The sequence below is a fragment of the Komagataeibacter ossonobensis genome (assembly GCF_057359305.1).
This window is the reverse complement of record NZ_JBXAYQ010000016.1, coordinates 25064-44200: the sequence shown is the minus strand read 5'-3', so window position 1 is coordinate 44200 and position 19137 is coordinate 25064. Positions and strand designations below refer to the sequence as shown.

At 62.1% G+C, this 19137-nt stretch carries 18 protein-coding genes, 1 tRNA gene and 1 riboswitch; of the genes, 3 read left to right on the top strand and 16 right to left on the bottom strand.

What is annotated here, in order from left to right; translation table 11 throughout:
• Positions 1–269 precede the first annotated feature (269 nt).
• The gene (locus AC1RQ9_RS10555) at positions 270–1253 is read right to left on the bottom strand and encodes a phosphotransferase enzyme family protein (RefSeq protein WP_485986834.1); all 984 of its coding nucleotides are present in this window, start codon (positions 1251–1253) and stop codon (positions 270–272) included.
• Positions 1254–1298: 45 nt separating this feature from the next.
• Positions 1299–2777 carry a carbohydrate porin gene (locus AC1RQ9_RS10550; protein ID WP_193732811.1) on the bottom strand — a complete coding sequence of 493 codons (1479 nt, stop codon included), beginning with the start codon at positions 2775–2777 and terminating at the stop codon, positions 1299–1301.
• Between the two features lie 262 nt (positions 2778–3039).
• Between AC1RQ9_RS10550 and moaB the strand changes: the two genes are divergently transcribed.
• Both moaB and AC1RQ9_RS10540 read left to right on the top strand, forming a co-directional pair.
• Positions 3040–3594, top strand: a complete 555-nt coding sequence (gene moaB, locus AC1RQ9_RS10545; protein ID WP_485986832.1) for a molybdenum cofactor biosynthesis protein B — start codon at positions 3040–3042, stop codon at positions 3592–3594.
• 25 nt (positions 3595–3619) lie between these two features.
• Entirely contained in the window at positions 3620–4195 is a 576-nt protein-coding gene (locus AC1RQ9_RS10540) for a DJ-1/PfpI family protein (RefSeq protein WP_193732809.1), read from the top strand.
• A gap of 75 nt (positions 4196–4270) precedes the next feature.
• On the opposite strand, the gene folE is transcribed toward AC1RQ9_RS10540, so the two are convergent.
• The 3 genes from folE to metZ all read right to left on the bottom strand — a co-directional run bounded on the left by folE (position 4271) and on the right by metZ (position 6631).
• Complete coding sequence (gene folE / locus AC1RQ9_RS10535) at positions 4271–4876, bottom strand: GTP cyclohydrolase I FolE (protein ID WP_010509068.1); 606 nt, start codon at positions 4874–4876, stop codon at positions 4271–4273.
• 57 nt (positions 4877–4933) lie between these two features.
• Complete coding sequence (gene apaG / locus AC1RQ9_RS10530) at positions 4934–5344, bottom strand: Co2+/Mg2+ efflux protein ApaG (RefSeq protein WP_193732839.1); 411 nt, start codon at positions 5342–5344, stop codon at positions 4934–4936.
• A gap of 84 nt (positions 5345–5428) precedes the next feature.
• Positions 5429–6631, bottom strand: a complete 1203-nt coding sequence (gene metZ, locus AC1RQ9_RS10525; protein ID WP_485986831.1) for an O-succinylhomoserine sulfhydrylase — start codon at positions 6629–6631, stop codon at positions 5429–5431.
• A 127-nt stretch (positions 6632–6758) separates the two neighbouring features.
• Positions 6759–6839: riboswitch (SAM riboswitch) on the bottom strand.
• Between the two features lie 111 nt (positions 6840–6950).
• Between metZ and AC1RQ9_RS10520 the strand changes: the two genes are divergently transcribed.
• A tRNA-Gly gene (locus AC1RQ9_RS10520) sits at positions 6951–7024 on the top strand.
• 57 nt (positions 7025–7081) lie between these two features.
• Here the strand turns inward: AC1RQ9_RS10520 and AC1RQ9_RS10515 are convergent.
• The 11 genes from AC1RQ9_RS10515 to AC1RQ9_RS10465 all read right to left on the bottom strand — a co-directional run bounded on the left by AC1RQ9_RS10515 (position 7082) and on the right by AC1RQ9_RS10465 (position 18995).
• Positions 7082–7582, bottom strand: coding sequence for a hypothetical protein (locus AC1RQ9_RS10515; RefSeq protein WP_485986830.1), 501 nt, complete (start codon positions 7580–7582; stop codon positions 7082–7084).
• A 134-nt stretch (positions 7583–7716) separates the two neighbouring features.
• Entirely contained in the window at positions 7717–8394 is a 678-nt protein-coding gene (locus tag AC1RQ9_RS10510; RefSeq protein WP_193732807.1) for a PqiC family protein, read from the bottom strand.
• Complete coding sequence (locus AC1RQ9_RS10505) at positions 8391–9356, bottom strand: MlaD family protein (protein ID WP_485986829.1); 966 nt, start codon at positions 9354–9356, stop codon at positions 8391–8393. Before AC1RQ9_RS10505 ends, AC1RQ9_RS10510 begins: the two co-directional genes overlap by 4 nt.
• A complete protein-coding gene (locus AC1RQ9_RS10500) occupies positions 9356–10168 on the bottom strand; it encodes an ABC transporter ATP-binding protein (RefSeq protein WP_193732805.1) in 813 nt (270 codons plus the stop codon). Before AC1RQ9_RS10500 ends, AC1RQ9_RS10505 begins: the two co-directional genes overlap by 1 nt.
• A 5-nt stretch (positions 10169–10173) precedes the next feature.
• Positions 10174–11310, bottom strand: a complete 1137-nt coding sequence (locus AC1RQ9_RS10495; RefSeq protein WP_485986826.1) for an MlaE family ABC transporter permease — start codon at positions 11308–11310, stop codon at positions 10174–10176.
• Positions 11311–11515: 205 nt separating this feature from the next.
• The gene (locus AC1RQ9_RS10490; RefSeq protein WP_485986824.1) at positions 11516–12589 is read right to left on the bottom strand and encodes a hypothetical protein; all 1074 of its coding nucleotides are present in this window, start codon (positions 12587–12589) and stop codon (positions 11516–11518) included.
• Complete coding sequence (locus tag AC1RQ9_RS10485; protein ID WP_485986822.1) at positions 12586–13320, bottom strand: 2OG-Fe dioxygenase family protein; 735 nt, start codon at positions 13318–13320, stop codon at positions 12586–12588. Before AC1RQ9_RS10485 ends, AC1RQ9_RS10490 begins: the two co-directional genes overlap by 4 nt.
• A complete protein-coding gene (locus AC1RQ9_RS10480) occupies positions 13313–15871 on the bottom strand; it encodes a mechanosensitive ion channel family protein (protein ID WP_485986820.1) in 2559 nt (852 codons plus the stop codon). Before AC1RQ9_RS10480 ends, AC1RQ9_RS10485 begins: the two co-directional genes overlap by 8 nt.
• Positions 15872–16062: 191 nt before the next feature.
• Positions 16063–16656 (bottom strand): RDD family protein, encoded by a 594-nt coding sequence (locus tag AC1RQ9_RS10475; RefSeq protein ID WP_193732799.1) that lies wholly within the window; start codon positions 16654–16656, stop codon positions 16063–16065.
• Between the two features lie 115 nt (positions 16657–16771).
• Positions 16772–18007: a bifunctional glutamate N-acetyltransferase/amino-acid acetyltransferase ArgJ gene (argJ, locus tag AC1RQ9_RS10470; RefSeq protein WP_485986818.1), complete on the bottom strand. Its 1236-nt coding sequence runs from the start codon at positions 18005–18007 to the stop codon at positions 16772–16774.
• A 106-nt stretch (positions 18008–18113) separates the two neighbouring features.
• Positions 18114–18995 carry a peptidylprolyl isomerase gene (locus AC1RQ9_RS10465; protein ID WP_193732797.1) on the bottom strand — a complete coding sequence of 294 codons (882 nt, stop codon included), beginning with the start codon at positions 18993–18995 and terminating at the stop codon, positions 18114–18116.
• Positions 18996–19137: the final 142 nt, after the last annotated feature.

Sequence of the window (19137 nt, the reverse complement as noted above, 5' to 3'; positions counted from 1 at the left end):
TTCCGTTATGTGCCAAGGACGGGACGGGCTCCGGTGAATCGGGTTGTTAACCGAACGACACATTACCTAACGTTCATACATGTCAGGAATGAGGCATAAAAGACATACCACGCCGCAAATGCGATTCTGTAAGTCACATTTAATTGATTCCATGCAACCCAACGGCATCCTGTCCCCAACATTACAAAAGTTTCTAAAAAGTAATGTGGGCACGTTCATCGCAAAGATGAATTAAAAAAATATCTAATTATCTCTCGTTCCCGCCAATTTCAGCCGATATCGCGCAACAGTCGCCCTCGTATCCACGCATGGCATAATCCCAGTGTGCGGTCGGTCCAGTCGGGGCCCAGGCTGCGGACCTGCTGCGTATCGTGATGTGTGCCGGTCCATGCCAGCAACTGGATACGGCGCTGGATGACCAGGGCAGGCAGAATGTCCAGATCCGCCCGCGTAATGGTGCCGGCCGTGCTGTAGCCGCGCAGCCAATGATCGACCCAGCGGGACGCATGTGGGTGGTCTTCATGGAAACTCAGTGCCGCAGCAAGATCCTGCATGAACCAGCTTATGCCGCAGTCATCAAAGTCGATCAGGCGTGTATGCGTGCCGCTGACCAGCAGATTGGCCAGCCGCAGGTCGGCATGGATCAGTCCGAATCGGTGGGGTTGCGTGCCGTAATTGGCCAGTTGCGCATCAACCTGCCGCACGCAGTCCGCAATCAGGCTGCGCGCCGGTGCGGTCAGGCCTGGCACCGTCTCCCAGCGTCCCCACAGCGCATGGGGACCAGTCATGGTGTCAGGTGTCCAGACCTTGCGGATAAACCCGTCGGGGCGTGTCCAGTGGCGGCTATGGCCATGCAGGCGTGCGGTGATGCGGCCCAGCCGGTCAAAGGCTGCGGGATCGATGTCCGGTGTGGGTTCGGTGCCATCCATCCATGCAAACAGGACCGCATGGCGCGTTATGCCATCATCACACCGCACGGTGCGCAGGGGCATGCCGTCATGGGCAGGGATGGGCAAGGGCACTTCCAGTCCCGCCGCATGAAGGGCATCAAGCCATGCCAGTTCGCTGCGAATTTCGGGCGCGCTGTGGTAGCCGGGCCGGTGCAGGCGCAGCGCATAACGTCGCCCATCGCCCGCATCGATCCGGAAAATGACATTTTCTGAAATGGAAAGCAGCGTCGCCCGCGCGTCCGGCAGGCGATAATCGACCAGCGCCGCATGGGCCTGTCGGTAAAGGAAGGCTGGATCGGTCATGATCCGCCTCCCATACCGTGGGAAATCCCCTTGATGAAGGGTGCGTTACAGGATGCAGTTGAACTGCAGGCCCATCACCGCCGCATCATGATAGGTCGTGGTGCCGCCAGGGCGGTTGATATACTGGAAGTCCGGCTGGAAGCTCATGCCACGTGCGGTATGGATGTTGTAGAATACTTCGTACACATCCTCATGCGTCTGGATGCCCCATGCCTTGCCCCACTGGTTGGTCAGGAACGGCGTGCCCGCCAGCACCGAGGATTCCTGCTGCAGGACGGATGCGCGGCTCATTTCGAAATAATGGAACATCGCACCCACCGTATCGAGCGGACGGCCCCATCGCGCGCCGGTTTCCACCATGCCTGCCCATGCATGGTATTTCATCGCCGAGACCTTGCCCGACGTATACATGAAGCCCGCAAGCGCGATCAAGCCGTTGGTCGGACCCGCGCCATTGCGCATGAACATCTGGTCCGCCTGGAACCATGCGGTACTGACGCCCGACTGCTTGCGGAATGGCCGGCCGGTCAACACGGCGGAATTGCCGTTGATGTCCTGATACAGGTCGCTGTACTGGGAATTGTCGTAGCCGTAGCCTGCCTTGTAGTGACCGGCCAGGTGGTGGGGGCCGAATTCCGGCAGCCAGCCGAATTCCACCGGGGTGGAGAATTTGCCAAGGCCACTCTGTGCCCATGACCAGCCCGAAATGCCACCGTTATAGGAATGCGGCGATACGGCGAACATACTGGCCATGATGTAGGTATCGACGGTCGGCATGACGCGGGCCACGACACCCAGGTTGCCTGAAGGCCAGTCACGTCCGCCCGGCACATATTTACCCGGCGCGGGGTTACCGCATATCGACACGTTCATGAAGTCACAGAACAGCGGGGATGCAGCAAAGAAGCTGCCCACCGGAATCCAGCCCGCGCTGATATCCAGCCGGTTATGGAACAGGGACTGTTCGGCATACATGTACACCAGATGGGCAACCACGTTACCACGGGCACCGTAGATCTGCTGCACGCCGGCAAGGGAATCGTGAATGTAGTCCGTACTGTCATTACGGCCATGACCGTTCACGATCATGGTATGTGTCCAGAAATTCTTCGGTGCACCGGCCAGCTTGTGCCAGTCGATGTCGATTTCCACGCCGACCTGCCCCGCATCGGTCACGCCCTGCTTGGCGCCGCCGCGGAAGTTGCCTGCCAATTCTTCATGCACGTCGGCTTCGATATGCACGCCGTGTTTCAGCAGGAAGGGCTGAAGTCCGGCCCAGTCCCCGAAAAAATGCTGGTTCCCGTAGGGCGCGCTGAAAAACGATCCCGGATCGTTCACAGGAACATTACGTCGTGAATTGACGTTCAGGCTGGGCTGGGAGCCGATCACACCCTGCCCTTCGCCGGGAATGGCCTGTGCCGATGCGGTCTCACTCTGGGTGAAAAACGCAAGAAGAAGCAGGGATAGCGGTATAAAAAATCGGAGGAACGTTCTGGTCATCCGCGTATCGATAGCATATTTCATGCCGAATATAAACCTTGGCAGGGGAATTATGTAAAAACTAATGTTTTGTAAAATAACGGTAAAGGATTTTTTTTTGTTATATCAATAGATTTATATAGAATGTTACTATTCATGCATATGTTTTTTTGTGCAATGCACAAATACATCAGAACTTTGTGTTTGTTCTCACATATTACTCATTATTTCCCTGTCGGAATGGTGGCGCATACCCCTGCCGCGATGCCCGTTGACGCCATGGCGCGGGAATGGTGAACATGGTCCCATGTCGCGACTTGATATGAAAAAAACCTTCCTGCCTGTCCGCATCGCGGTGCTGACGGTATCCGACACCCGCACGCCGGAAACGGACAGATCCGGTGATATATTGGCCGCGCGCATCACCGCGGCAGGCCATGTCGTGGCCGCGCGCGCCATCGTGCCCGATGATGTCGGGCGCCTTGCCACCACCCTGTCGGGATGGGTGGCGGACCCGCAGGTGGATGTCGTCATTTCGACGGGCGGCACGGGGGTGACAGGCCGCGATGTCACGCCAGAGGCTTTCGATAAAGTGATCGAAAAACGGATCGAAGGTTTCGGGGAACTGTTCCGCATGCTGTCCTACCAGAAAATCGGTACGTCCACGATCCAGTCACGCGCACTGGCCGGGGTTGCGAACGGGACCTATCTGTTCGCACTGCCCGGATCATCGGGCGCGGTGAAGGACGGGTGGGACGACATACTGGTCTGGCAGCTCGACAGCCGGCATGTGCCCTGCAATTTTGTCGAACTCATGCCCCGGCTGCGTGAACACCTGTCCCAGGACGACCATCACGACTGACCGGATAACGGGAAGGAAGCGGATAATGAGCGCACCAAGGCTGCTGCTGCTGGCTGGCGATTATGTCGAGGATTATGAGGTTATGGTGCCCTATCAGGCCCTGACCATGCTGGGTTATCGCGTGGATGCGGTCTGCCCGGGCCGTAAGAAGGGCGAGCATGTCCTGACCGCCATCCATGATTTTGAAGGTGCCCAGACCTATAGCGAAAAGCCGGGCCACCGTTTTGCGCTGAATGCGACGTTTGATGACATCAGCCACGCTGATTACGCGGGCCTTGTCCTGCCTGGTGGGCGGGCGCCGGAATATTTGCGGCTGGACGCGCGGGTGATCGAACTGGTCCGCGCCTTTGCCGACCGGCCGATTGCCGCGATCTGCCACGCAGGCCAGCTTCTGGCCGCAGCGCGTATCATTGCGGGACGGAAGGTTTCAGCCTATCCCGCCTGTCGCCCGGAAGTGGAACTGGCGGATGGCATCTATGCCGATATCGCGCTGGATGCCGCGATTACCGATGGGAAGCTGGTCACGGCGCCCGCATGGCCCGCCCACCCGGCATGGCTTGCGCAGTTCATTGCCGTGCTGGGGGCAAAAGTCACCCTATAGCGTTTTGTAATTGATACAGAAGAATGCCGCCTTTTTGAAAAAAGGCGGCACCCAAAAACTTTTATTTTTTATCAGTCAGATACCGCTGCTGTTCATGGCCGGACGGTTGAGTATCGACAGGAATTCGCGCCGCGTATCCGAATTGGTGCGGAAGGTGCCCAGCATGCGGCTGGTGACCATCGACACCCCGGGACGATGCACGCCGCGCGTGGTCATGCACTGGTGCGATGCCTCGATCACAACACCCACGCCATAGGGCTGCAGTTCCTCGTTTATGGTATTGGCGATCTGGGCCGTCAGCCGTTCCTGGATCTGGAAACGCCTGGCATAGGCGTCCACCACGCGGGCCAGCTTGGAAATTCCCACCACCCGCTTGCGCGGCAGGTAGGCCACGTGGGCCACACCGATGATGGGCACCATATGGTGTTCGCAATGGCTTTCCACGCGGATATCGCGCAGCAGCACCATCTCGTCATAATCATCGACTTCGGAAAAGGTACGGCGCAACAGGTCGACCGGATCTTCCGCATAGCCGCAGAAGAATTCGTCATAGGATTTTATGACGCGCTGGGGCGTATCACGCAGTCCCTCGCGGTCGGGATCTTCACCCGCCCAGCGCAGCAGGGTGCGGACGGCTTCCTCTGCTTCCGTGCGGGAGGGGCGGGAATCGATGGGAGTCATGCTGTTGGTTCTTGTTGCATGGGCGTGTCCGGCACGGACACGCCGCAGAGGGAAAATTCAGTGGAGGACGGTCGGGTGATGCGGGCTGTCCAGGCTGAATACGGGAATGCTGACATCGAAATGCTGCCGGCTGGCGGGGCGGATCATGTGGTACATGCCCCCCATGAAGCCGGTTGGCGTTTCAAGGGCGGCCCCGGACATGTATTCGAAACTGGCGGCGGCGTCGATAAGGGGCTGTTCCCCCACCACGCCGTCGCCTTCCACCCGGTCGATCCGTCCCTTCCCGTCCACGATGCGCCAGCTGCGGCGCAGCAGCTGGATCTGTTCCGTGCCGTGGTTTTCGATCCGGATCCGGTACGCCCATACATAACGGTGTTCGTCCGGTTCCGACTGGTCATCCAGCCAGAAGGTCTGGACAACCACGCGCACGTTATCGGTCGTCGCCTCGAAACAGGGGGTATTGTCCATTGTCTCGCCCAGCGGGGATTCCGCTCCTTCCCCACCGGGGGGAGGGAAAGGCCTGTTCTTGCTCATGACGGGACTGCTCCTTGCTTACCGGTTGGCCAGCGCCGCGATGCCGCGCTTGAGGTCGTCAATCAGGTCGTCGGCATCTTCCAGTCCGACGGAAAAGCGGATCGCCCCGTCGGTAATGCCAAGGCGGGCACGTTCTTCGGGCGCCAGCTTCATATGGGTGGTCGTGGCCGGATGCGTGACAAGGGATCGCGCATCGCCAAGATTGTTGGAAATCGAGATCAGGCGCAGCGCGTTCATGAAGGCGAACGCCCCTTCCTTGCCACCCTCGACCTCAAACGCCACCAGCGTGGAACCCGCGGACATCTGCTTTTTCGCCAGTTCGTACTGCGGGTGGTCCTTGCGGCCGGGGTAGAAGACCCGGGCGATACCGGGTGCTTCCGCCAGGAAGTCCGCCACCTTTGCGGCATTCTGCGTCATGGCGTTCACGCGCAGGCCCAGCGTTTCGATGCTTTTCAGCATGACCCAGGCGTTGAAGGGGGACAGGCTGTTGCCGGTATTGCGGGTGAAGGGGCGCAGGACCTCGTCAATCCATTTGGCATTGCCCAGCACCGCGCCACCCAGTACGCGGCCCTGTCCGTCGATATGCTTGGTGCACGAATACACCACCACGTCGGCCCCCAGTTCGAGCGGCTTCTGGTACAGCGGGGTTGCGAACACGTTATCCACCACAACCGTCGCCCCGGCCTTGTGCGCCAGATCGCAGATCATGCGGATATCCAGCACATCCAGCATCGGGTTGGACGGGCTTTCCAGCAGCACGGCGCGCGTGGGCTTGCTCAGCGCATCCTTCCATGCCGCCATGTCGGCACCATCAACGAATATGGTTTCCACACCGTAGCGCGGCAGCAGTTCGGCCACGATCCAGTGGCACGACCCGAATAGCGCGCGCGACGCTACGACCCGGTCGCCCGCACGCACCTGCGCCAGCAGGGCGGATGAGACCGCGCCCATGCCCGTTGCCGTCAGGACGCAGGCTTCCGCCCCTTCAAGGTCACACAGGCGGCGTTCAAGGTTGGACGTGGTAGGGTTGCCAAAGCGCGAATACTGGTAATGCGAGACATCGCCCGTAAAGGTACCTTCGGCCTGTTCCGCGCTGTCATAGACAAAGCCGGAGGTCAGGAACATCGCCTCGCTGGTTTCGCCATAGGGCGTGCGCTCAAGGCCCGCGTTGATCAGGCGGGTGGCGGGACGAAAGGATTTGGGATCAGGCTGGTCAGTCATGGCAGATGGCAATTCCTGTGAACGGGGATGGGCGTGAATACGGGCAGAGGCCAGCGCCGGTCTGTTCCGGCGGCCCATTCCCCCAAAAGGCGGTTCACGACCGTGGAAACCATGATGCCCGCGCCCTTGCAGGCGGGATCAGGCCTCTTTAGCGCGTATGTTTTACCTCGCCGCAAGCCGGCCGTATCAAATCACGAGGGTCCGGCAGGCAGGCCAGACATCAATGGTTATTGCGGATCAGGGCAGGGTGCGTCAACTGCCACCCGTATGGCGGGGGTGATTGCATCCGTCAGGGTTGTGCAGTATAGAAGGCCCGCATGCGGGTGTAGTTCAATGGTAGAACGGCAGCTTCCCAAGCTGCATACGAGGGTTCGATTCCCTTCACCCGCTCCATTCTTTCCCCGGAAATTCCATCTCCACCGGACCCCTCGCACAGGATGTAGCGGTCGCCTACTGGCCTGTCGCCACGGGCGCCGGTTCGGGTGTTGCCTGCGTATCGATGTAGGTCGTGCCGTTCCAGATCCAGCGATCCGTCTCATCAACCAGCAGGTCATGCATGTTGTCATGCACCTGCTGGGTAATGGTGATCGGCCCGCTGACGGAATCCAGCACCAGACTCCATTTATGCCCGTCAGGCAGATAAACGGACGTGGAACACCCCGCCGATCCGCACAGGCTGGCAGATTGCAACTGCACAAACAGCGCCATGCGGCGTGGGCTGTCCGATAACAGGCCCGACCCGGTCAGCAGTACGGGCTGTTCACGCTGGTTTGCGGCGTCATGAAGGTCCTGGGCCATCAGCCTGCGGGCCTGCCGGTCCAGTTCGGTGCCGGGATGCTGTGCCAGGATGACCGGCCCGCTTTCCGCTGCCATGCCAGCCGCCAACCCCAGCGCGACAGACAGGCTGGCGACAAAGGCGGTCCCGCGCAGGACATGGAAAAATGGGGGCATGACGATACTCCGGCAGGTTGGACAGGGTTGCGCACCCAATGCCTTTCATGCCGAAAGGTTCCCCATCCGTACGGGCCGGTCCAGGTGCCGCGACCCGTTTTCCATGCCCGCAGGCCAGTCAGGCCGGGACAGGATCAGCCTTTGGTATGGCGATGGAAGGTCATGGCGGTCTGCGGTGCCGTCGTGCTGGGCCAGCTTGCCTCGATCCGGTCGCTCAGTTCGTTCAGCAGGCTTTCGGTGACCTTGGCAATGTTGGCGTTGCTGCCCGTATTGCCATCCATGACGATGGTGGTGCGGTTACGCAGGATGGAGGCGTGCGAATCCTCCGGAATGATGGCCCAGTCCGCATTCAGCGCGGATTTGCCGTCGCGGCTGACATCAAGGCGGCTGATATTGAGCTGCAGCCGCCATGTCGGCCGGTCAGGCTGGCTCTGGTCGGTTACGAACAGGTTCGGCCATTTCTGTGCCAGCCGCGCGGTGATCAGATCGGTAGCCCCCACCGACAGGCGGCTGGCCCAGCGGCCCAGCCCGCTGCGTTCGATTTCGTGGCCGTTACGCACCATGATGTCCTGGCTGTCCAGGTAATCGGGCATGCGCGCGCGTTCGACCTCGATCACGGGCGTGCTGTCCGTGATGGGCTGGGTGGCGGTGCTTTCCGCGCCCACGGCCACGGCGGGCGCGCCAAGGGTATAGAAGCGTACCGGGGCCGAGGAACAGGCCGACAGCATGGCCGCCGACAGCAGTAATCCGCCACTTGCCCGCAGGGCCGGATACAGACGTGAAAGGGAGACGGCGGGCTGGCGCGTTTTCATTTATTGCGTCCCATCAGCAGAAGTTGCGGATTACTTTCGACTTCATTGGCGAATCCGCGCAGCCCGTAGCCTGCTTCCATAATATCACGCATCGTATCGTCCAGATTGAGCCTGTCACGGGATTGCGGGTCAGTCAGCGTACGCAGGCTGGCAAGGGTTTCATGCGCCTGTGCCATGGTCTGGCGGGTATTGGCAATCAGCACCAGCAGCTCCGCCCGTCGTGCCGCGAACTGCTGGCTGTTGGTGGCGATCAGCCTGTCCAGCTTGTTGATGGTGATGCTGGCACGGTTTTCCACATCCGCAATGGCTGAACGGATCTGGGACACCGCCCCTTCACTGCGCGCCGATGTCGTGCGGATGCTGGCGATCATGCCCGGCAGGTCACGGTTCATGTCTTCCGCCAGCTTGCGGATACTGGCCATCGCGGTCTGCAGGTCATGGTGCAGCTGCTGGACGGAGGTCGCCATCAGCATGGTCTCCATCTGCTGCAGCGCCGTCTGCCCCATCGGTATTTCCGTCAGGTCCGTATCCACCAGGCCAGGATGCAGCCGCACCGGCGTCTTGGGGTCCATGTCCAGGTCAAGTTCGGTCTGCCCGGTGACAAGGCTGTGCAGTGTCATTTCCGCCCGCAGGCCGTTACTGATCAGTTCGGGCAGCGGCGGCAGATCGCTGCGTCCAGGCGCATGGTTGGGATCGAACAGGATATAGACCGGCATGTAGGTATGATGACTGGCCGGATCGACCTTGACCGTAATACGTTCGACAGCACCCACCGGCACGCCCCGGAAATTGACGGGGGAACCGATGTCCAGCCCGTTGGTCGGGCTTTCAAAAATCACCAGTGCTTCGCTGGTGCGGCCGGGCAGGGGCAGCGATCCCTTTACGCCCAGTATGACGAGCGCAATGGCCGCAACCCCCAGCACGGCTGAACCGATCAGCGTCTGCCTGCCGGGCATTGGCATTACCCGTTTCCAGCAGGGCTGGAACTGTCCAGCTGTTCACGGTGCATGAAGGCATGGACCATCGGGTCGGTGCAGTGGTCGCGCAGCCAGCGTGGCGAGCCGTGGGCAATGGCGGTTTTCTGGTCGGCATCAAGGAAGATGCCGTCATCGGCGATATGGAACAGGCTGGACAGTTCATGGCTGACGATGATGATCGTCGCCCCCAGCCCGTCGCGCAGGTTCAGGATCAGTTCATCCAGCCGGGCGGATGTGATCGGGTCCAGTCCGGCGGAAGGCTCATCGAAAAACAGGATATCGGGGTCCAGCGACATGGCGCGAGCAAGGCCCGCACGCTTGCGCATGCCGCCACTCAGTTCGGACGGATACTGGTCAATGGCGTGCAGCATGCCCACCAGCCCCAGCTTGAGTTCCACAAGCTGGCGGATCACGTCCGGTTTCAGTTTGGTGAACATCTGCATGGGCAGGGCGACGTTTTCGCCCACGGTCATGGAACTCCACAGCGCGCCACTCTGGAACAGGACACCGAAACGCCGCCCGATATGCACGCGGCTGGCATCGTCACCGGCCCAGTAATTGTCCTTTTCCACCAGGTAGGTGCCATGGGTGGGGCGCAGCAGGCCGATCATGCTCTTGAGCAGGGTGCTCTTGCCGCAGCCCGATCCGCCCATGACCGCAAAGATACTCCCCCGCTTCACGCGGAAGGACACGTCGTGCTGGATCACCTTGCTGCCGAAGGCCAGTGTCACGTCATCGACGGAAATCATCACCGGACGGTCATCGGTGGAGGGCATCTGGGTGTTCGTATCATTCATGGCGATCAGATCCCGATGACATTGGCGATAACCGCGAAGACCGCATCAAGGGCGATCACGCCCACAATGCCCACGACCACGGCCTTGGTCGCGGCAATGCCCACGTCAGCGGCGCTGCGCCCGGCCTTCAGCCCGATGCGGCAGCTGGTCAGGCCGACAAAGGTGCCGAATACGAAGCTCTTGATGAAGCCGAAGGTGAACTGGTCCAGCGGCAGCGCCTGGATCGTTTCGTGGAAGTAGCCCAGCGGCGATACGTCCAGCATGATGTAGGATACGAAAAATCCGCCCAGCATGCCGATCAGGCAGCCGTACAGGTAAAGCAGCGGCATGGTAAAGGCGAGTGCCAGCACCGAAGGCAGGATCAGGTAACTGGAAACCGGAATGCCGAATACCTGCAGCGCGTCGATTTCTTCATTGGCCTGCATGGTGGAAATGCGCGCGGCATACGCGCCGCCGGTGCGCCCGGCCATGATGATGGCGGTCATTACGGCGGACATCTCACGCACCATGGCAATGGCCACAAGGCTTGCGACATAGATGTCGGCCGCGAATTTATGCAGTTCCACCGAACCGACGAAGGCAAGGATCGCGCCGACCAGAAAATTCACCACGCCCACGATCAGCAGCGCCGCAGGCCCCGCCGCATTCAGGTCGGACATGAGATCGACGGTACGCATCATCCCGCGCCCGACCAGCGAGGCCAGGCCACCACGGGCTGCGGCCGTCCCCATTTCGCTGACGCAGCCGACTTCGTTCAGGGTATCAAGGGTGAACTGTCCCACCGCCGCCACCGGGGCGAAATGGTGGGGCGGGGGCGGTGTCGGTTCGGGCGGGATTTCCGGCAGCAGATCCAGCAGCTTGTGCGCGGATTCCGGCAGGGTGTTGGTATCGACGTTCACATGGGCTTCACGCGCGCTGCGCTTGAGTTCCCACAGGAAGCTGATCAGCGAGGTATCCCATCTGCCCAGCTGGTCCGTGCTGAATTCGACCGGCTCGTCATGCGGCACATCCTTCAGCGCCCCGGCGGGAAAGGCGGGTGTACGTCCTTCCTGTGCAATCCAGTCCCCTGACAGCGTGATAAGGGTCCGGTTCGCCTCGGGCTGAAGATGCCATTGCGGCGCACCATTGACGGACGTATTCACCAGCCTCTCCAACCTCAGTGCCGCAACCTTGCCTGCCCGGTCACGGGGGCGGCATGCACAAAATGATCCCCGTCCACGTTACATGACTGTGTCGCGCATGCGTATGGCGGGCACCTCATGATATTCTGTTTTCCATACCAGATGACCCGCCCGGCACAAGCCCCGCCGGTGTGGAGGTTCCGCGATGGCAGCGCATGGCTTTGGGTCATTGCCGGTCCGTGCCGGATCCGTCACGCAGGTCATGCAGCCTGTCCAGCGATGGATCGGCAACCGGCTTTCCCAGCACGACAGCCGTGATATCGGCCATCAGCCGCCGGGCCACCGGGATCCGGTAATGCAGAGGATCCCAGAAATTATCGCGGTTTTCCGTCAATGGGCTGTCATGGTTGAAATCAAGGGCGATCACGTTGGGCCTGTGGGCCGCGATCCTTTCCACCCCCAGCCTGCATGCCTGCAGCCGGGTTGACGCGATGCCACCCGCCATCCCGTGCAGGAAAGCGGATGCGGGCGGAAACCACAGGATACGGATGGTGGAAGCAGGCATGCGTCCGACCATTGAATCCAGCAGCGCCATGGTGGCTGGCGGTGTCCCGGCCATGCCGGGCGGTGCCGGGGTGTTGTCAGGTGGCGCCCAGTGGTCGAATGCGGCCTGCACCCGCCCCTGCAGCCTGTCATATTGGTCATCGGGCGGGACAAAGCTGGTATAGCCATCCAGACCGAAACGCTGTGCCTTCAGCCCCACCAGCCACAGGAACTGGTTGGCGGCTTCCTGCAGGGCGTACAGGCTGGCCATGTGTAGGTAGCCGGTCCAGGCAGGGTGGCCGTACATCCATTCCGGCCACGGTCGGTTGGGGGATGTCAGGCTGCCGGGGCGTTCATGGCACCAGGCGGCGTCCACGTCGATCATGACAATGCGCGGGGAGGGATGGGCGCGCAGGAAGGTGTCAAGTTCGCGGGCCTGTTCCCACGGACTGGCGCTGTTCATGGACATGTTCACGAAATGCGTGCCCAGTGCGCGGTCCATCACGGCGGGCTGGATCAGCCTGCTGGTGGATGTGCCCAGCATGACGGAATCGAAGCGCGTGTTACGGGCCAGCGCGGGCATGGTGTAACGGGCGTTGGATGTAATGGGAATGCGGGGCAGGCGGGGGGAAAGGGGTAGCACGTCCCACGGGTCAACCGTTACGATGAACAGGTAAAGCCCGCCGCCCAGCGCCAGCATGGTCCCCAGCGCAAGCATGCAGAAATGCTTCCACGCCCCGGACCGTGCCTGCGTCATTGATGGCGGAATGTCACGACCAGTACGTCACGATAGGCCGGTCGTGTGGGGTCAAGGGGCCTGACCGCCGTCACCCCGTGATAGACGCGGTTGTCATTGACCACCGCCGTATCCAGCGGCACGTCCAGCATGAAACTGCCCACCATGGTGCGCTGCAGGTCATGGATCGCGGTTTCGCCCGACATGACGTTCTCGCGCCGGATCATCACGACCATGACCCAGTCGACGCCATCGCGGTGCAGCCCTTCCGGTGTGGGCTGGCCGGGACTGTCATCCAGCGCCTCGATCCGGAACTGATGGATTTCGGTATGCCAGGTATCGGGCATGCTGGCCGGATCGGTCATATCGGTGACGATCCGGTGCATGAGCCGCAGGATGGCGCGCAGTGCGGGGTGCGCGCCCACTTCCGGCTCCACCGCGCGGAACCAGCGTTCGATCCCGCCATTGAGTTCGTTGTAGTCGCGGCTCTGGTAATGGGGCTGGTGTTTCTTGCGCTGGATGCCGTCATCGCTGATGGCGAAGGTCGCATGGCGGCGGCGGCGGTAACGCCCGCCATCCGCCATGTAGCGGTCCAGCCCCAGCCGGTTCCAGCTGGCGGCGAAGCTGGCCCAGTCCCGCAGCCCGTACTGTTCCAGCAGGGGGCGCATGTCCCCCGCTGGCACGAAGGCGTAGCCATCCGTGCGCAGCGGCAATTCCAGCCGCGCCAGCAGCGTGGGCGTACCGTCAGCCATGGGAGGGTTCGTTGCCCTTGGGGCCGGCCTGCTGCCCGTCGCCATCGACCTGTGCCTTCGGGGCGGCCGGTTCCGGTGCGTCGGGCTGCGCCGCGCGTGCGGCCAGTAGCTTGGCCGGGTCTTCCTCCATGTTCATGCGCAGCGTGCCGCTCGGCCCATTGGCCAGCAGGTTGAGCGAGGTCGGGATCGGGAACGCGACCTTTTCCTTCACCATGCGTGCGCCCAGACGGCTGTAGTATTCACGATAGACCTTCCACTTCGCCCCTGGTGCCGTGCGGATGGAACCAAGGAACTTGGCCCCGTTCCCGTCCGCCTGCTCGACACCCAGGAACGAGAAGTCGGACTTGATCAGCGGACCATAGACCGGATCCTTGCGCATGAGCGACAGCTCATCCTTCAGGATCGCCGCGACACGGTGCGGGTCTTCCGACAGGTCCAGCATGAAGCTGACCACCACAAGGTTGTAATCGCGCGAGGTATTGGCGATCGACGTCACGGAGGAGAACGGGATGATGTGCAGGTCCCCGTTCACCGCGCGCAGCCGCAGGGTGCGGATCGACAGGTGTTCCACCGTGCCCGCGACACTGCCTGCGGTCACCCAGTCACCCACCTGCATCGCATTTTCCACCAGCATGAAGAAGCCGGTGATGAAGTCCTTGACCAGACTCTGCGAACCGAAGGCGATGGCGGCACCCATGATGCCCGCACCGGTCAGCAGCGGGGCGACGTTGATGCCGATCTGCGACAGCGTGGTCACGGTCACGATGATGATGATGAAGGTCAGCAGCACCGTGCGGATGATCGGCAGCACCGTGCGCAGGCGTGTCGCGCGGGATGCCTGGTCCGATGTCTCGAACCGGGTGATCTGGTTCTGCAGCGTGGCGTTGGCCACTTCCCACACCACGATGGCGATGGTGTAGGCGATCATGATCGTCAGCATGGCGCCCACGATCTTGGTGCCCAGCGACCCATGCACGAAGAAGCGGATGGCCGGCAGGCCCCATGACTGCAGCAGCAGCACGATGGTCACGAATGTCAGCAGCACCGACAGCGCACGCCGCGCGATGGGGTAGTAATAGTCCACGCGCGCCTGCAGGCCGGGATAGCGCTTTTCGGTCGCATCAGGCACGTGGAAGATCTTGTTCTGCACGCTGAAGGCCAGCACGGACAGCAGTCGTGCGCCAAGGATGACCACGATGGTCAGCGACAGCGTGCGCAGGATCCAGGCATAGCCGCCACGGATCTGGGTCGCCCAGACCAGCCACAGCGCAAGGTCGAAGAACATGGCCGGGATCCACCAGAAGCGGACCATCTTGCCCACGAAGATCCAGAACGGCTTTTCACGCAGGCGGGCCGATGGCTGCAGTGCCGCGCCCACATGGTGGCGGATGCGCCAGATGAAGATCGCGATCAGGATATGTTCGATCAGCACCACGGCACGGATGATGGCTTCCGTGCCACGGGCGGGCATGTCGAACACGCCACCCAGCGTGGACAGGCAGACCACGATGGAAGGGGCCGCGACAAGGAAGTTCCACCACCGCGTGACCATGCGCGCCGTTGCATCCGACGCGCTGCACAGGCGGATGGTGGGGGAATGCGGCACGAATACCGTTTCAAGCAGCAGGTAGATCACGCGCGCGATTACGTAGGCGTTCGTCAGCGTGATGGTGACCATCGCGGCCTGATGGGTGGAGGTAAACAGCGCGGACGCGCCATAACCCAGCCCGCAGAACAGGGCGACCGGCAGCAGCTTGATCAGCAGGTGCAGCAGTGAATAGGGAATACGCGTGATGATGCGCAGCGTTTCATGCTGCTGGCGGTCATCGTTCTGGCGGGCCTGTTCGGTCTGCTGTTCAGCCTGTGCATCAGCGGTGGAGGCGGGTGGCGGGGCAGGCTGGTCCTGATCCGCCTGGTCTTCGCGCTTCAGGCGCTGGTTCAGGCGCTGCTCGGTCGCCACCGCGCGCGCGGTGACACCGGCCAGCGGCTTGCGCATGGCGATGGACAGCGCGCGTTCGGCAACAAGGGCCAGGATGAAGATGATGCTGGCGCGACCCATCGCATCCAGCAGGATCCGGCGCGAATCCGTATTGGACAGGATAGAGTGGACCCACCGGCCCACAAAGGCCAGGTCCTTGAACAGCCCCATGAAGTTCTGGCCCTGCTGCAACGCCATATCGCGTATGTGGGTCAGTTCGTTCATGGTTTCGCTGCTGATGCTGTCGGGTTCAAGCGACACATCGGCGGGGGCGGCGGCTTTTTTCGCTGGGGCTGCGGCGGCGGGGGCCGGCTTGGGCGCGGGCAGTCCCTTGGCGATGGCATCAAGGGTACGGGTGAATTCCGCGCGCTTCTGCGGGTCGTTCATGACCGACAGGACCTGCTGCGCCTGCTGGCTGGTTATGCCCTGCGGGGCTGTGTCGGTGTCCGCCGCGCGGGCCGACATGACCCATGGCAGCAGCGCCAGCATGAAGGCCGCCAGCAATGTCAGGATACCGCCCCGTCTGGACCGGGTTGGGGCGGAATGGACCGTTGTCGCGTAATGGGCCGACATGCCGATTGTTCACCTCCTTGAAAAAATCAGGAAACCTGGCGCAGCGCAGCGTCAGGATCCCGCCGTAACACCAAAACGCCCGCGCGCATTCCTGCGCGGGGCGGACCGTCATGCTGCGGGAAAAATATTCAATATCAGAATACAAGGCCGGCAGAGGCGAGAAGGTTGCATTTTTGTCATGTTTTTTTGTGTCAGCCGCCCCATTGCGGCGGGGGCGGGGCGGCGGCACGGGCCTCGCGGCGGATCACGCAGGTTCCCGCCAGGATGTCATGCAGCCCCTGCTTGCGCTGCGTCCACATGACCATGAGGAAACCCACCCCGCAGATCAGCGCCGACAGGTATTTGCCGAAATACCGCCCCGCCGCGCGCAGTAGCGTGATGCGGTTACCATACAGGTCGGTCACGCGCATGCTGCACATGATCTTGCCCGGCGTGGCCTGCAGGGATGACGCCTCGAACACGATATAATACGCGGCGGGCAGCAGCAGGGTGATCAGTTCAAACAGCCCGTTGCCGTTCCAGTGCAGGTGGGGCGTGCTGGACAGGATGGTGTAGTCCGCGGGCTGGATATAGGAGATGCGGTAATCCCCCCCGCTGCCCCCCGTCGATTGCGGGTCGAATATCGAGATCGAAAGGCTGGGCGGCACCAGCAGCATGCCCAGCAGGCCAAGGACCGCCCACAGCACGACGGAATCGATCACATAGGCCACGACCCGGATCCAGAACCCCCCATAGGTCCAGACGTCCTGTGGGGTGGAGGCAGGGCGGAAAAACGGGTTTGTCATGCAGGCTGTTCCTGTCTGGCAGACGTGATGGGTATACCCGCACAGCAATGCCATCGCTGCGTGCGCAACGGAACAGGAAAAAAGCGGGCGTCCGAAATCAGGCGCCCGTCATGGCCTAGCTGCGATAGGACCCGTTGATGTCGATGTAACCGTGCGTCAGGTCACAGCCCCATGCCTGCGCCGTGCCGTTGCCCAGTCCCAGGTCGATGGCGATCTCGATTTCCTGCCCGCGCATGTGCGCGACAACGGGGGTTTCATCATAATCGGGCACGACGGTGCCATTCTGGGCAATCCATGTCCCGCCAATGCCGACCGACAGCGTATCGCGGTTGGCGGGTTCGCCACATTTGCCCACCGCCATGACGACGCGGCCCCAGTTGGCGTCTTCCCCCGCCACGGCGGTCTTGACCAGTGGGGAATTGGCCACGGCCATGGCCACACGATGGGCTGATTCGTCGGATACCGCACCGGTGACGGTGATGTGCATCATCTTCGTCACACCTTCCCCGTCGCGGATGACCAGCAGGGCCAGTTCCAGCAGAAGGGAATCGAGTGCATCACGGAAATCCACCAGATGCGGCGACTGCGCATCCCCGATTTCCGCATTGCCGGCCTGCCCCGTCGCGAACAGCAGGATCATGTCGGAGGTGGAGGTATCCGAATCCACCGTAATGCAGTTGAAGCTGCGGTTGACCCCATCGGTCAGCAGGGACTGGATCACGCTGGCAGGCAGTTTCGCATCGGTCGCGATGAAGCCCAGCAGGGTCGCCATGTCCGGCGCGACCATGCCGCTACCCTTGACAATGCCCTGGATGCGGATCGTCGTGTCGCCAATGCGCGCCGTGCGGGTCGCGGCCTTGGGAAAGGTGTCGGTGGTCATGATGCCACGGGCGGCATCCGCCCACCCGTCATCGGACAGGGTGGCGTACAGGCCGGGCAGGGCGGCTGAAATCTTCTGGTAGGGCAGGATTTCACCGATCACGCCAGTGGAGGCGAGGAAGACCTCGCTCGCCGCGCAATTGACCAGTCGCGCCGCATCCGCCGCATTGGCCTGCGTCGCCTCGAAGCCCGCGCGGCCGGTAAAGACATTGGCGTTGCCCGCATTGACCACCAGTGCGCGCGCACGGCCATCGGCCATCGCGGCGCGGCACCAGTCCACCGGCGCGCCGGGGCACTTGCTGCGGGTATAGACACCTGCCACCGTCGTGCCCGGCGCGAATTCCGCCATCACCAGATCGGTGCGTCCCTTGTAACGGATGCCCGCTGCCGTTGCACCAAAACGCACGCCCGCCACGGGCGGAAGCTCAGGCATTGGCCGGGCAAGGGGGGAGACGGGCAGGGCATGGGCCATGGTCGGTCAGGATCCTCGGATGACAGCGGGAAACAGGGAATGAATATGATCTTGAGGGCGCGGACGGGAACATGGCTGCATGCCCGCCCGCGCCATAACCATTAGATCAGTGGGCCGCGGGCTGGTCAGGCAGCGGCTTGCCGTCCGGGCCGAAGCGCACGACCTTGACCTGCGACAGGGCGTTGCTGACAGCCTTCTGCACGCCTTCCTGGATCAGCTTCTGGCGGATCTGGTCGCGGGTTGCCTCCAGCGTGGGCGTCGGCGCGGTGCGCTTGCCCAGCACCTGGATCACGTGCCAGCCGTACTGGGTGTGAACCGGGGTCTGGCTGAAGGTGTTGGGCTGCATGGCCGATGCCGCATCCCAGAAGGTCGGCAGCATGTCACCCTTCTTGAACCAGCCAAGATCGCCGCCATTCTGCTTGGCCGATCCGGGGTCCTTGGACAGCTTGGTGGCCAGCTGGCCAAAGTCGGCCCCGGCCTTGAGCTGCTTGATGACGTCGTTGGCCTCGGCCTCGGTCTGCACCAGGATGTGGCGGGCGTGGATTTCTTCCGCACCCGGCTTGTTGGCGTAGTTCTTGTCGTAATACGCCTTGACCGCATCATCGGTCAGCGTGGGCGCGACCTGTGCCGACAGATAGGCATTCTGCAGCGCATTCTGTGCGGCCTGCTGCATCTGCTGCTGGACGTCGGGCTGCTTGTCCAGCCCGGCCTTGGCGGCCGCGACCTGGATGGCGCGCTGGTCCACAAGCTGGTTGAGCAGGATCGGCACGATGATGTTGTCGGGCAGCTTGCGCAGCTGCTCGGGCATCGTGGCCATGGCCTGCCGCACGTCATTGAGGCGGATGTCCTGCCCGTTCACCGTGGCGAGGAGCGGATTCTGGTCCGCTGTCGCAGGCGCGCCCGGCTTGGCCGCCGCGGGGGCGGGCGCCGGGGCGGGTGACGCCGCGAATGCAGGAGGGACAATGAAAGAGGAAGCAAGCAGGGCCATCGTTGCGACAGCCTTTGCCGGACTGATAGTCCGCATGTGCAAAAAACCCTAGTTATGAACGCGTTCGGCAGGCATCATGACGAAGGGCGGCCCAGCCTGCAAGGGCCGGATGCGATATGGCCGTTTTCCCCCGCTTTTGCCA